The organism is Pseudoalteromonas sp. NJ631, assembly GCF_000276645.1.
In the GTDB taxonomy this organism is placed as follows: domain Bacteria; phylum Pseudomonadota; class Gammaproteobacteria; order Enterobacterales; family Alteromonadaceae; genus Pseudoalteromonas; species Pseudoalteromonas piscicida.
On sequence record NZ_AKXJ01000002.1, the window covers coordinates 485,226 to 498,337 of the forward strand.

Annotated in this window: 9 protein-coding genes; 6 read left to right on the forward strand and 3 right to left on the reverse strand. The window is 43.8% G+C overall.

The features are described 5' to 3' along the window. Window positions 1-206: 206 nt before the first annotated feature. Entirely contained in the window at window positions 207-695 is a 489-nt protein-coding gene (locus tag A587_RS0106610; protein ID WP_017216933.1) for a DUF6702 family protein, read from the reverse strand. Next, window positions 695-3,118 carry a M1 family metallopeptidase gene (locus tag A587_RS0106615; RefSeq protein WP_017216934.1) on the reverse strand — a complete coding sequence of 808 codons (2,424 nt, stop codon included), beginning with the start codon at window positions 3,116-3,118 and terminating at the stop codon, window positions 695-697. The genes A587_RS0106610 and A587_RS0106615 overlap by 1 nt, the downstream gene beginning before the upstream one ends. Window positions 3,119-3,578: 460 nt before the next feature. Here A587_RS0106615 and A587_RS0106620 point away from each other — a divergent pair, with 460 nt between their 5' ends. From A587_RS0106620 to A587_RS0106635, 4 genes are all read left to right on the forward strand, one after another. Then, window positions 3,579-3,818: a hypothetical protein gene (locus A587_RS0106620; RefSeq protein ID WP_010376069.1), complete on the forward strand. Its 240-nt coding sequence runs from the start codon at window positions 3,579-3,581 to the stop codon at window positions 3,816-3,818. A gap of 81 nt (window positions 3,819-3,899) precedes the next feature. Continuing rightward, on the forward strand, window positions 3,900-5,099 hold the full coding sequence (locus A587_RS0106625; RefSeq protein ID WP_017216935.1) for an exonuclease SbcCD subunit D: 1,200 nt from the start codon (window positions 3,900-3,902) through the stop codon (window positions 5,097-5,099). Window positions 5,100-5,103: 4 nt separating this feature from the next. After that, on the forward strand, window positions 5,104-8,763 hold the full coding sequence (locus tag A587_RS0106630; RefSeq protein WP_017216936.1) for an AAA family ATPase: 3,660 nt from the start codon (window positions 5,104-5,106) through the stop codon (window positions 8,761-8,763). Window positions 8,764-8,773: 10 nt separating this feature from the next. Then, complete coding sequence (locus tag A587_RS0106635) at window positions 8,774-9,439, forward strand: class I SAM-dependent methyltransferase (protein WP_017216937.1); 666 nt, start codon at window positions 8,774-8,776, stop codon at window positions 9,437-9,439. Window positions 9,440-9,735: 296 nt separating this feature from the next. Here A587_RS0106635 and A587_RS0106640 read toward each other — a convergent pair whose 3' ends face one another. Next, window positions 9,736-10,278: a DUF6942 family protein gene (locus A587_RS0106640; RefSeq protein WP_017216938.1), complete on the reverse strand. Its 543-nt coding sequence runs from the start codon at window positions 10,276-10,278 to the stop codon at window positions 9,736-9,738. A gap of 174 nt (window positions 10,279-10,452) precedes the next feature. Here A587_RS0106640 and A587_RS0106645 point away from each other — a divergent pair, with 174 nt between their 5' ends. Then, complete coding sequence (locus A587_RS0106645) at window positions 10,453-10,989, forward strand: lipocalin family protein (RefSeq protein WP_010376057.1); 537 nt, start codon at window positions 10,453-10,455, stop codon at window positions 10,987-10,989. A 196-nt stretch (window positions 10,990-11,185) separates the two neighbouring features. Next, window positions 11,186-13,105: an alkaline phosphatase PhoX gene (locus tag A587_RS0106650; RefSeq protein WP_017216939.1), complete on the forward strand. Its 1,920-nt coding sequence runs from the start codon at window positions 11,186-11,188 to the stop codon at window positions 13,103-13,105. Window positions 13,106-13,112 lie beyond the last annotated feature (7 nt).

Consider the following 13,112-nt stretch of genomic DNA (forward strand, 5'->3'; position numbering starts at 1 on the left):
GCACCGAAGTGCCTTTTCCTCATCGCGCATTAACAATGTATGCTTTAACTGTAGCGCAGAATGTGAGTTGATAAAGTAAAAAAGGCACCGAAGTGCCTTTTCCTCGTCGCGCGTTCACAATGTATGCTTTAACTGTAGCGCAGAACGCGAGTTGATAAAGTAAAAAAGACACCGAAGTGCCTTTTTACTTTAGCGATTTGGATAACCTAAAACGTAACGCTTAGCCAATCATCATTGCCATCAAAGTGCAACGACCTGACTTTTCCTTTGCCTTCAAAGTTTACTAAATTGACTTGTTCTGACCACACATCTCTGAGTGCATTATGACGCATTTTAAGCTCAGTTATTGGTGAGAACAGCGGGGTTTCTTGATATACCCAAAAGAATTGGCCATCAATTTCCGCACCAACCAAATTTAAAGGCAGCACTTTCCCTGCGCCTGTTTTTATTTCAACGTGCTTACTGACATAATCCGCAAAGCTTGCTCTATCTGCAGCATTGTTAAATATGTCGGCATTGTGACTCAGTAGGCTCTCTATCGCATGCTCAGTATCATGGAGATAAAATCTGTGCATGATCTCGATATTGCCACTGCGTTCGTTAAATAACACGGTGGTGATCGCTGCTTTCAATTGGTGCGCCTGACAAAACGGCGAAATCAGCACCAGTAAACAGGCTAAACGCCAGGTTTTCATTAGTTATCCTTTTTCTCTTCAAGTGGTTTTAGCTCGGTTTTCACGTCTTGCATGATATCGCGATACACTTTACCTTCACGCTCTTTCTTTTTATAGAGTTCTAGGCGGGATTCTATAATGCGCCTTGGGTAATGGTTATTCTCGATATCAACGTCAGCAGTTTCCCATCGCGGATCAACAGTCACGGATGCAAGCGGCTTATCTTTATCTGTAATAATTAGCTTGCTGACGTTACGGGCATTGCGCCGCCAAATCTCGGCAGGGATAACGCGTTCTTCTTTGCTACCATCTTGGTAAGTGAGCTCAAGTAAGATTGGCATCACGAGTCCGCCGACATTGCTAAACTTAAGCACGTAATAGTTTTTGTCTTCTTTTACCGCGCGCTCAAGGGTACGTTTTTCCCAAGGCTTAAGCTCAGATAAAAACTCACGATACTCATTTCGTTCTTCATTGGTTACCGTAAACTGGTCATTACTATCATAAAAGTCTGTTATGTCTTGGTTTTTATCAATCCAAAGTGCGCGCCCTTGTTCTTGATTACGCTTGACGAATAACGACATTGGTTTGTTCTTTTCAAACTCACGTAGACGGCCAAAGTCGATGTCTGGGTTTTTGGTGTCTAACCGCAATTGATAGATTTTATCTAGTGAGATATCGACATGATCTGTGCTGTAAAACCAGCCACGCCAGAACCAATCTAAATCGACTCCAGAGGCTTCCTCCATTGTTCTAAAAAAGTCGGCAGGCGTTGGGCGCTTATATTTCCAGCGTAGGGCATATTCTTTAAATGCAAAATCGAATAGCTCACGGCCTAAAATCACCTCGCGCAGAATGTTAAGAGCCGCAGCTGGCTTAGTGTAGGCATTTGGACCTAAGTGCAATACGCTGTCTGATTGCGTCATGATTGGAGACTGATCTTCAGATTTCATGTAGGCAGCAACATCTCTTGGCTCAACGCCCCAAGGAATGGTGGGATCCCATTCGCGGCCAGCAACGCCATCTAAAAAGCTATTGAGGCCCTCATCCATCCATGTCCACTGGCGCTCGTCTGAGTTGACTATCATAGGGAAGTAGATGTGCCCTACTTCGTGAATGACAACGCCGATTAAAAAACGTTTCTCGGCCAGTGAATAGGTGCGAGAGCCATCATCTTGCAATTTCGTACGAGGACCATTGAAAGTGATCATCGGATATTCCATCCCACCGACAGGACCATTTACCGACTGCGCGGTTGGATAGGGGTAATCAAACGAGAAGCGTGAATAGACTTCCATGGTATGAATAACGGCTTCGGTGGAGTACTTTTTCCACAAGTCACCCCCCTCTTTGGGGAAAAATGACATGGCCATCACGAGAGGCTGTTCGTCACCACCTTGCTGATAGCCTTTAGCATCCCACATAAATTTACGTGATGAAGCCCAAGCAAAATCGCGCACATTTTTGGCCTTGAAGCGCCACGTTTTGGTGTCATCTGTACCGGCTTTTTCGTTTTCTAGTGCTTCTTCTTCAGTAACGACAAATACCGGACGTTTTGCTGTTTTTGCTTGCGCTAGTCTGTCACGCTGGGTTTTGCTCAGAACTTGCTTTGGGTTATCTAACTCACCGGTTGCAGAAACGATATGATCGGCCGGCACCGTGATTTCAACATCGTAGTCACCAAATTCAAGCGTGAACTCACCACTGCCAAGAAACGCCTTGTTGGTCCAAGCTTCATAATCTGTATACGCCGTTAGACGAGGGAACCATTGCGCGAGCAAAAAGATGTCATTACCATCTTTTTCAAAGTGCTCATAACCCGAACGTGCGCCAACCGCATCTTCTTCAACAATATTAAAGGCGAAGTCCATGCTAAATTGCAGATCTTTACCTGATTTGAGCGGTTCGTTTAGGTCAACACGCATCATGGTATCAACAATCGTGACCTTGAGCGGTTTACCGCGACCATCCTTGACATTATTGATGACAAAACCGAGCTCAGTGTCATCCATAAACTGCTGGCGTCTGAGTTGATTTAGTGAAATTTTTGCATGTTTTGTAACCGGATTACTCTGTAATTCGTTCCCAAAAGTTGCAGTGCGTTCAGCGATTGAATCGTTTTTGAAGATATTTTGGTCTAATTGTAGCCATAAATATTTGAGGGTGTGAGGAGAGTTATTTTTGTAATGTATGGTCTGCGTAGCGGTTAATCTTTTGGCTTTCTCGTCCAAGTTGACATCAATATCATAATCCACCTTTTGTTGCCAATAACGCTCTCCGGGCTCACCGGCTGCGCTGCGGTAGATATTTGGGGTCGGTAAAGTCTCGTCTAATTGGCGAAACTTATCTTCAAAGTGCCCTTTGGTTTGTGAAATAGCGCTGGCGTGTGCGACACCGGAGAGCGCGAGTGCAACCAATAAAGGCATGGCAGGTGTTGATTTTTTCATTGTTATTTCCCGTTTTATCGTGCCAAGGCATTGACCAATAAACATTTTTATTTCAGTTTTTTGCTCGGAGTGAGTAGAGGGGATTTACATGGTGACAAAGGAAGACAAATAAAACCTTCTACGTGTCAATAAACTGACAAATAAAAACACATAAATCAAAGTTTTGAGATAAAGTAACAAGATTTGGACACGACTGAAATCAGACTGTTTTGAGTGTTTTTTAATCTATTGTTTTTGATAGAAAAAATACAGTGGTCTAAAAAATTAATTTGTATGCCAAAAAGGTATTTTGCTGGGTTATTGTGTACATTTTATAAATAAATAAAGAAAACAAAATTAGTTGTTGATATTGACCCAAGTTTGTCTTTAAAATCGCGCACTTTACAATCTCTGGGTAAAACTGGCGTTAGTTTTGCTCTGTACTAAATACCCGTTTAGCGAATCAAATGTGGTGGGCAGTATGGATTTCTACATACTAAAAAAACAAGAGAAGTTTGTTGCAATTCCTGCAGACGAACAAAACTGTAAAGATTATTTAGATGACGGCTATTTTTATGTTGATAAAGTGGCTGCCTGTAACGAGAAATCGGCGATTAAACGCGTGCAAGATAAGCATAGTCGTGTTTTCAAGTTACCTGCTAAATTCTTTTTACTGGCATTACCTATAATCATTTTTGCTTGGTGGCAGTTGACTCACTAAGTTGTTAAAGCGTCAATATTCACAAGACGAATATTGCTCGACGGTGCTATATTAGCGTTTCTATAGGAAAAGGAACGCTAAATGAAGGTTTTACACACGTCTGACTGGCACTTAGGGCAATCGTTTTACGAGCATGATCGCAGTGAAGAGCATCAGCTGTTTTTAGACTGGCTATGCGATGCGCTGGTTGAACAGCAAATCGATGTACTGTTGATCAGCGGTGATATTTTTCATACCGCAACACCGCCCGCCAGTGCTGAAAAGCAACTGTATACCTTTATCCAAAAAGCATCTCAACAGTGCCCTCAGCTGCACATTATTCTGATTGCTGGCAACCACGATTCCGCTAATCGCATTGAAACCGCAAAACCACTCTTAACCTTATTTAACACCCATGTTATTGGACGTTTTAACAAGCAAGCGCCGGAACAGGTTGTTATCGATTTACCCATCGCAGCGCAGCATATGCATGTTGTGGCAATGCCATTTTTACGCAGTGCTGATTTACCAAAACCGCTAGATGACGAGTTTGACTATCAAGCAGGGGTGCAATTAGCTTATCAGCATGCGCTAAGTACGATAGAAGAAGTGAAAGGCCCTATTGTGCTAATGGGGCATCTGCACGCCAAGGGGGGAACGATTTCTGAAGATTCTGAGCGTAACCTCAACATTGGCGGCTTTGATGCGGTGTCTGCAGGCGTGTTTGGCGAGCAGTTTGACTATGTTGCGCTAGGCCATTTACATAAAGCGCAAACCGTCGCTAAGCAAAGTGCTATCAGATACTGCGGCACACCTTTGCCAATGTCATTTTCCGAGCGCAATTATAAGCATCAAGTATTGCTCGCTGAATTTAACGAGCAAGGTCTGGTCGATGTAAACCCCCTTTACGTTCCCCGTTTTAAAGATGTGTTATATATCCCTGAAGATGGTGCAAAGCGCTTGACTGAATTATGCGAAGCTATCGCGGCGCAGGATTTTAGCAAGTTCGATAGCGCTCCCTATATTCGCTTAAAATTATCTGCTGCGGAAACCAACAGCCGTTTTCGAGCCGAGATTGATGAAGCGCTAAAAGGAAAGGATATTAAGTTTTGTGGTATTGAGCGGGTGTCCAAAGGCGCAGCTGCCAGTGAGTGGTTGTTTGAAGATTTGGGCAAAGTTGAATCGTTATCGCCCAATACCTTGTTGGATATTGCCTATCGCGAAATTGAACCTGAGCAGGAAAAGGCACCCGCGACATTGCATGAAAAATTAGCTGAAGTGATCGCGAGCATGGAGGAGTAGGGCGATGAAACTTGAAAAAATATTAATCACCAACCTTGCCTCTATAGAAAGTGCAGAAGTCGACTTTACTGCGGCACCACTCAAAGACACCGGTCTTTATGCCATTACTGGTGATACAGGGGCGGGAAAAAGCACTTTACTGGATGCGGTTTGTCTCGCGTTTTATGGCAAAACCGCACGGTTAAAATCGGACGACAAAGAGAAAGTTGCCTTTAATGGCGATAACATTAAATTAAATGACCCGCGAAACTTATTGCGTCGGGGCTGTGTTGCGGCTTCTGCGAGCGTGGTTTTTATTGCCCAAGATAGTAAACGTTATCAAGCTACCTGGTCGGTAGAGCGCGCTAGAAAAAGCCCTAAAGGTAATTTAAAAACCGCCACTATAGAGTTGTTTAGCCTACCTGATATGACCCTAGTCTGTGAGAAGAAAAAAGAAACAGAACAAAAAATCGAACAGCTAGTCGGGCTTAACTTTGAACAGTTTACTCGAGCCGTGCTGCTTGCTCAGCATGAATTCTCTGCGTTTTTGAAGGCAGGGGGAGATGAACGGGCTCAGTTACTAGAATGTCTTACGGGTACCGAAAAGTTCAGCAATATAGGTAAAGCGGTTTTTGAAGCGCACAAACAAAAGAAAATTGAGCTGCAATCCCTGCAAGATAGGCTAGGTCAAATTGTGCTCTTGTCACCAGATCAGCTTGCCGAACTTGAAGCACAGAAGTTGGCGTTGATTGAAACAAGAAATCGACAACAAGAAACAAGCACAAAGCTGCAAGCTCAGCTGCAATGGCTCGCGGATGTCGAGCTAAGAAAGCAAAAAATAGCTGAGGTGGAACACACGCTAAAAACGCTTGAGCAGCAAATAGCAGAGGGAAAGCCACAGCAGGAATATGCGCAGCAAGTCTTAAAAGCCAATGAGATGCGTGATAATCGTGAGCAGTATGAGCTGGCGGATAAGCGCGTTGCGCAGCTATCGCAAGAGCGGCTAGCATTGCAGCAACAAGATTTTGCATCCGCTATTGCAACGCTTAAAGCAAAACAGCAGCAACTGGAACAGCAGCTTATTACGCAGCAAGCCAATTTTGTAAAGTTAGAACCAAGCTTTAATACCATTCGTATATTGGATGAAAAGCTGAGCCTACACAAAGCGCAAGAACGAGAAACTAAGCCCTATCTCGATAAGCACGCCAATCTTATTGCGCAACATGAGGCTGCAATACAGCGGTATCAAGTGCAACAAGGCGAGATCGCTAATGAATTACAGCAGCTAGAGCATGAGCAAGCGAATTTGCACTCAGTTAGCAATATTGCTAGGCAATGGAGCGTGGTTCAACCTCAATTCGATGATCTGCAAAAGTACCAACAACAACGCAACGATCATGAAACCCAGTTGCAAAAATTACCGAACGAACAGCAAGCGCTAGGTACACAATTGAGCAAACATGAGGCTGAGGTACAGCACCTACAAAAGGTTTACGACACCGAAGCCAGCGTGCTCTCCGCGTTAAAAGAAGCACTCGCACCTTTGACTCAACAAGACCTAAATTTGGCATTGCAGGACTGGTCTCTATGCGTGCAAGCCTATCGTAGTATTGAAGAAGGGGATGCCTTGCTGCATCAGTTACGATCGCAACAAACTCAGCATCATATTGGCTTGGAAAGGCTTGAGATACTGATCCGAGATACCAAGCAGCAAGATGAGTTGTCTAAACAGCGTCTAGCCCTAACTCGTGATAACTTGGAGCAAGTGCAGTTACGCGCAAGTGAGCGGATCAGCGATTTACGTTCTCAACTGCGAGCAGGGCAAGAATGTATGGTGTGTGGCTCAAAAGAACATCCTTATGGTGTGGAGCATATCGATGCCCATTGGGAACAGTTACTATCGGATTTCCGGTCTCAGTATCAAGCTGCTGAGCAAGCTCGGGAACAGGTGTTGCAGCGTTATAACCAACAAGTCGGTGAAAAAGAGCGTGAAAATGCACTATGGCAGTCCGTCAGTCAGGAAATTGCTCACTGCACTAAGCAAATAAATGAGAATCGCGCTCGACTAGATACGTTAAATGATGAGTATAAAGTTGGCAGCGCTGAGCAAGCTGAATTGCAACTGGAGAATATACAGTCACGGCTAAATGAACTATCCAAGTTACGCAATAATATCGACCGCCAGTGGCAATCGGTTCAGCAGGCACAACAACACCTCGAGCAGGCTAAACATAAAGGGCAGGCACTTCAGCAGCAGCACCATGATTTAGGTAATCATATTGCCTTTTTGCGAACCGAATATGATCAGCTATCACAGACAGTGGATGCCTTACGCAATCGGCTTGAAGCGTTAATTTCCGATAAGTCGTGGTGGCAAGACTTTGATTCATCTCCTCAAGCTGCCATCAGCCAACTTAAAACAGGGGTGCAAACTTGGCTAAAAACCACCGAGCGTACAGATGCATTAACGGCGAATAAAGTTCAGCTTGAGCATCAATTACATCTTGTCAGTCAACAAAAACAAGATGAGGCGCAGCGGCTTGAAGAATTAGAACATACGCTTATACAACATCAGCAGAATATTGAACGCCTCAATCGCGAACGTGCTGAATACTTACCACAGCAGCACACCAGCTTGGATGATTGGATTGCAGAGCTTAAGCAGCAAGAACAGCAAAGCCGAGAGCAGATCACACAAACCCAGCTGGCGCTGAGCCAAACCGAAGCACAGCGTGAAAAGGCTCAGCACAGCCTGACGCAGCTAGAAAAGCAAATTGCCGAGCAAACATCGCGGTTGCAGCAACTTGATGCGCGCTTTGAACAATGGTTGCTCGACCAGCAGGGGCAGCTAGACAAAGTAAAAGTATTAGCATTACTTGAGGTTTCGTTAGATGAAGCTCGAGCGAATTTAGAAAAGTGTGCGCAAGTTCAGCAAGCTTTTCAAAACACTAAGCTGCAGCTTAGTCATCAGCGTGAAGAACTCAGCCAACTTGAAAGTAAATACCCTGATGGAGTTGATAGTGAACAAGTGAAACTAAGTCATGCCGAGACGGCGCAAGCACTTGAGCAAACTCAAAATCAGTTGCTACAAGTGCAAAGTGCATTAGAGGTCGATGCTCAGAATAAACAACAATTCTCTTTGCAAGCGGCAAATCTCGCTCAGCAGCAACAAGACTACGAGCAATGGCATTTGCTAGATAAGCTATTAGGCGACGCAACAGGCAAAAAGTTGCGTAATTGGGCGCAAACGCAAACGTTAAAAATCTTATTGCAGTATGCTAACCAGCAATTGCATACGCTTTCTAGACGTTATCTGCTTACCAATATCGAGCAATCTTTAGAAATTGCGGTGATAGATAAAGACATGGCTGACGAACAACGTAGCGTCAACACCTTATCTGGAGGAGAGTCCTTCTTGGTATCTTTATCTTTAGCACTTGGACTTGCCGCGCTTTCATCAAATAAAGTGCAAATACATTCATTATTCATTGATGAAGGGTTTGGTACGTTAGACCCCGAGACGCTAGGTGTCGCAATTGATGCACTAGACGCGTTGCAATCACAAGGCCGCAAGGTTGGAGTGATCTCGCATGTTGCTCAGATGAGCGAGCGGATCGCCACCCGTATCCATGTGAATAAACAGCCGGGAGGCTACTCATCTTTAAATTTAGTACCACAAACATAAGGAAATTTGGATGCCGACTTTTACGGGCGAAGAAGCCCAAAACTACGACTCTAGGATCACAAAACTGGTGCCAGGTTATGCGTTAATTCACCAACTTACCGGGGCGCAACTGTTAGCACTTTACCCAGATAGCGCAACCATTTTGGTTGTGGGTGCAGGGACAGGCAAAGAAATTGTAGAGCTTGCTCAGCTAAACCCGAGTTGGCGGTTTATAGCGCAAGATGTATCTGCTGATATGTTGGCAATTGCAGATCAGCATTTTACTAAGTTTGGCCTACAGGAGCGTGTGCAGATCCATCATGGCGCGATTTCACCACAGGCCTACCAAGCGGATGCAGTACTGTGCTTGCTGGTGATGCACTTTGTAAAAGATAACGGCGATAAAGCAAGCTTGTTTAAACAAATGAGTGAGCAGCTAAAGTCGAATGGGCGTCTTTTTATTGCCGACTTAGAAAAACCTGCGACAAGCTTTGAACGTGAAGCGCAATTAATTGTTTGCAAACAACTTGGGCTGACTGATGTTGGCGAGCAGCGTATGAGGGTGAATTTAGAGCATGAGTTTTACCCCGTGGATAAAATGCGCCTTGCAGAGCTGCTAGACACCGCAGGTTTTGGCATCGCCAAACCTTTCTTTAAAGCCCTTGGCTTTGCGGGCTTTGTGGTAGATAAACAGTAGCTTTTTTTATCTAAATAACCTGATCTTCGGATAAATAAGCCAGACCACATAAGGGTTTGGCTTTTACCTTCTAACTCTTTCAAAGTAGCTTGTATTAAGTTAGTAAAATAGTGATCTATACCAAGTCAATTGCTGCTCTGCCACTGACGTCACCGCGCTTTATCTATCTATAACTTCTAAAAAGTTAGTAAAACTCTGATCTCAATGACTGTGATACGGAAGGTAGATCAGTATTTTACTTAGTAAAAATTTGATCTATTCACGAATTGGTATGCAGTTCAGTTGTCGCCTAATATCTAACCTTGTCTTATTATTTCCACTAACTTATTGATTTTTATATTACTAAGTTGGCGATAATCCAAAAATGGCGAAATGATAAGGCGCAAGTTATAGTCAACGGCGAACTCATCATCTAGCCAAATTAGATTGTTAGTAAAAATCTGATCTCTGAGCAATGATTTCGCGTAGGTGCGTCCTGCAATAATATGCCAATCGTATGTTTTTGCTGAAAAATCAGGCGTTGAGAAGAGCAGGGCTTCTTGACTTGAAGCTTGAAGTAATGCGCTATCACGATATGACTGCCAAGTTGAATAGTTAGTAATATCGTGATCTGGCAGCTTTGCAGCAAATAAGAACTTGGCAAAAACATTGAAGATTTTCCGCCAACCATTGCCGCAATGCGCATTAATATGTTCGATCTCCCTATTGGCTAACGCACTGACTTGCATCAAATTATTATAAGGTTCTATGCTTGGTGGATGTTCAATATAAAACGCAACTTTACCCGTTGCTACACCCAAACCATGAGTTAGTATTTTTTTGCTCTGTGCTGTATTCATCATACTTTGCTGCGATCTATTTATTTGCACGTAAGTTTAAAATAAATAAGGTGAAATTGGCATGGTAAGGGTCTCAATTTAAATTTTATTCTTACTAGGTAAAAATCGAACCTATCGTTAATCTTAGTGCTTGGTTACTACGTATGACATTAAGATGGAATATGGAGAACTTATATGAAAGTACGTCAGTTATTTTTCACGGTGATTTTGGTGCTTGTAGTTTCAGCATGCACAGGGCTGCCTGAGGGCATCAAACCAGTTAAAGACTTTAATGTTGAGCGTTACACAGGCACCTGGTATGAAATCGCGCGATTAGATCATTCATTTGAAAGGGGCATGCAGAATGTCACGGCGACGTATAGCCAAAATCCTGACGGTTCAATTAAAGTCGTCAATAAGGGATATGTAACAGAGGAAGGGGAGTGGAAAGAAGCGATTGGCAAAGCTAAGTTTGTTGCAAATGATGAAATAGCGCATCTGAAAGTGTCATTTTTTGGTCCGTTTTATGGCAGTTATGTGGTATTCGAGTTAGATGAGGATTACCAATATGCATTTGTTACCAGCTACAACCGTGATTACCTTTGGTTGCTTTCTAGAGCACCTAAAGTGTCCGATACCGTAATGAACAAGTTTAAAACCATGTCAGAACAATATGGTTTTAACACCAATGAACTTATCTATATGAGACACAAACCCGTTCAAAAAGAATAGTGTAAACCCCCTTTACACTAAAGTTCCTTTTATGGGTATTTTAACTTACTAACAGAAGGGAGGCTGTATGTAGGTTGAGCCTAAGTGTCTTATTCCTGTAGGAAATGGTTAATAAATCATTCAGTCAACTGTAACAGGAACACTTCACACTGTTGCACGCTTTACAAAAAATAATACTTAGGAACTGGAGTAACTCATGAAGCGTGTAGCATATTCTCTTATTGCAGCGGCAGTTGCAATGGCACTTACAGCCTGTGATGGTGACGACGGAGCACAAGGTCCTGCGGGTCCTCAAGGTGAGCAGGGCACTGCTGGCCAAGATGGTGCAAACGGTACTAATGGCTCAAATGGTACAAACGGCACAAATGGACAAAATGGTACTGACGGCCAGGACGGTCAAAATGGACAAGACGGCCAAAATGGTCGTGATGGTAGTTACAGCGTACCAGGCCTTGTTCGCATCGCAACCGTCCCAGCTGGTGCTGAAGTAACTGGTCTATTTCTTTCTGAAGGGGGTGACTTGTTCTTCAATGTTCAGCACCCAAATGACACCAACACAGCTACTGATAAGTTCAATAGCAAGCCATTCAATACGGGTACTGTCGGTGTACTAACCGGTGTGAACTTTAATAATCTACCTGCAAATATCCCAAGCGCGCCGGTTCCTGCTTCGACCATGGAACAACAAACCGTGATTTCTGCAATTGGTCAATATCAAATTCTAGGCCAAACAGGTGATACATTTGCAAACCTCGGCACTAAGGGGTTAGCGGGTGGCTTGGGTGTACATTACAGCATCTCAACTGGTGAAGAAATCATTAAAAATGATAACCCTGATTTCAATGGCTATATTCCAGTCGATGCAAACACAGGTTACCTATTCACAAACTGGGAAGCGTACCCAGGTGGTGTCAGTCGTTTGAAAATGAGTAAAGCGACAACGGGTAAATGGTCAATCGAAGAAGCCATGATGGTAGACTTCGACGGTGTTAAAGGCACTGCTGCTAACTGCTTTGGTTCAGTATCACCTTGGGGCACACCGCTGACTTCGGAAGAATGGATTGTCTGGTCGGCTGTGGATACTACTCAAGATCCCCAGTGGAATAATCCTGCTGAAACAGGCAATGACACAATGGAAGCGTTAATGGCACCTGATTTCCCTAACCCTTATCGCTACGGTTACATTGCAGAAATCAAAAATCCTACAACCGAAACGCCTGATGTTGTAAAACACTTTACAATCGGTCGTTATGAGCATGAAAACTCAGTTGTAATGCCTGATCGTCGTACTGTTTATTCATCACAAGATGATACCGGTGGTGTACTATTTAAATTTGTTGCAGATCAACCTGAAGACTTAAGTGCAGGTACCTTATACGCAGCAAAGCTAACTCAAGATGCGGGCCTTACCGATCCGGCTGTAACTGGTTTTGACATTAGCTGGGTTGAGCTTGGTAGCGGCAGTAATGCACAGATAGAAACTTGGGTGGCTGAATATGATGGCATCAATGAAACTGACTATGTTGAAGGTCAAACAAGCTATCTGTCTGTTGCTGATGTAAAAGCGTGGGCAGAAGGTGCTGCTACTTATCCAACAGTTGCAAACGGTGGCGGTAAAGTAACAGCAGGTAAAGCGATGGACAACCGCGCTATCTTCCTTGAGTCTCGTCAGGCTGCACGCCAAAAAGGCGCTACGGCTGAATGGCGTAAACTTGAAGGCTTAAGCATCAACCATAACCGAGTACTTGAGGCAGTAACTGGTCAAGATGTTGTGGCCGGTGAGGTGGTAGATAAAGCCTATATGTATATTGGTATCTCTGATATCGACAATACCATGATTGATGGCGAAGGTGACATGCAGCTTTCTGCGCGTGTTAAAGATTGTGGTGGCGTATACCGTGCACATATCGATAACAACTATAACCTAACTCGCATTGAGCCAGTTGTTATGGGTGCAACTTACCGCTCTTCTCTGACTGGCGCTGAGCGTTGTGACGTCAATCAGCTTTCACAGCCTGATAACGTAATCGTTATGGAAGATGGTCGCATCATTATTGGTGAAGATGGCTTCCAAGAAAACAACACGCTTTGGCTTTATGACCCTAAAGCAAAATAATTAAGCA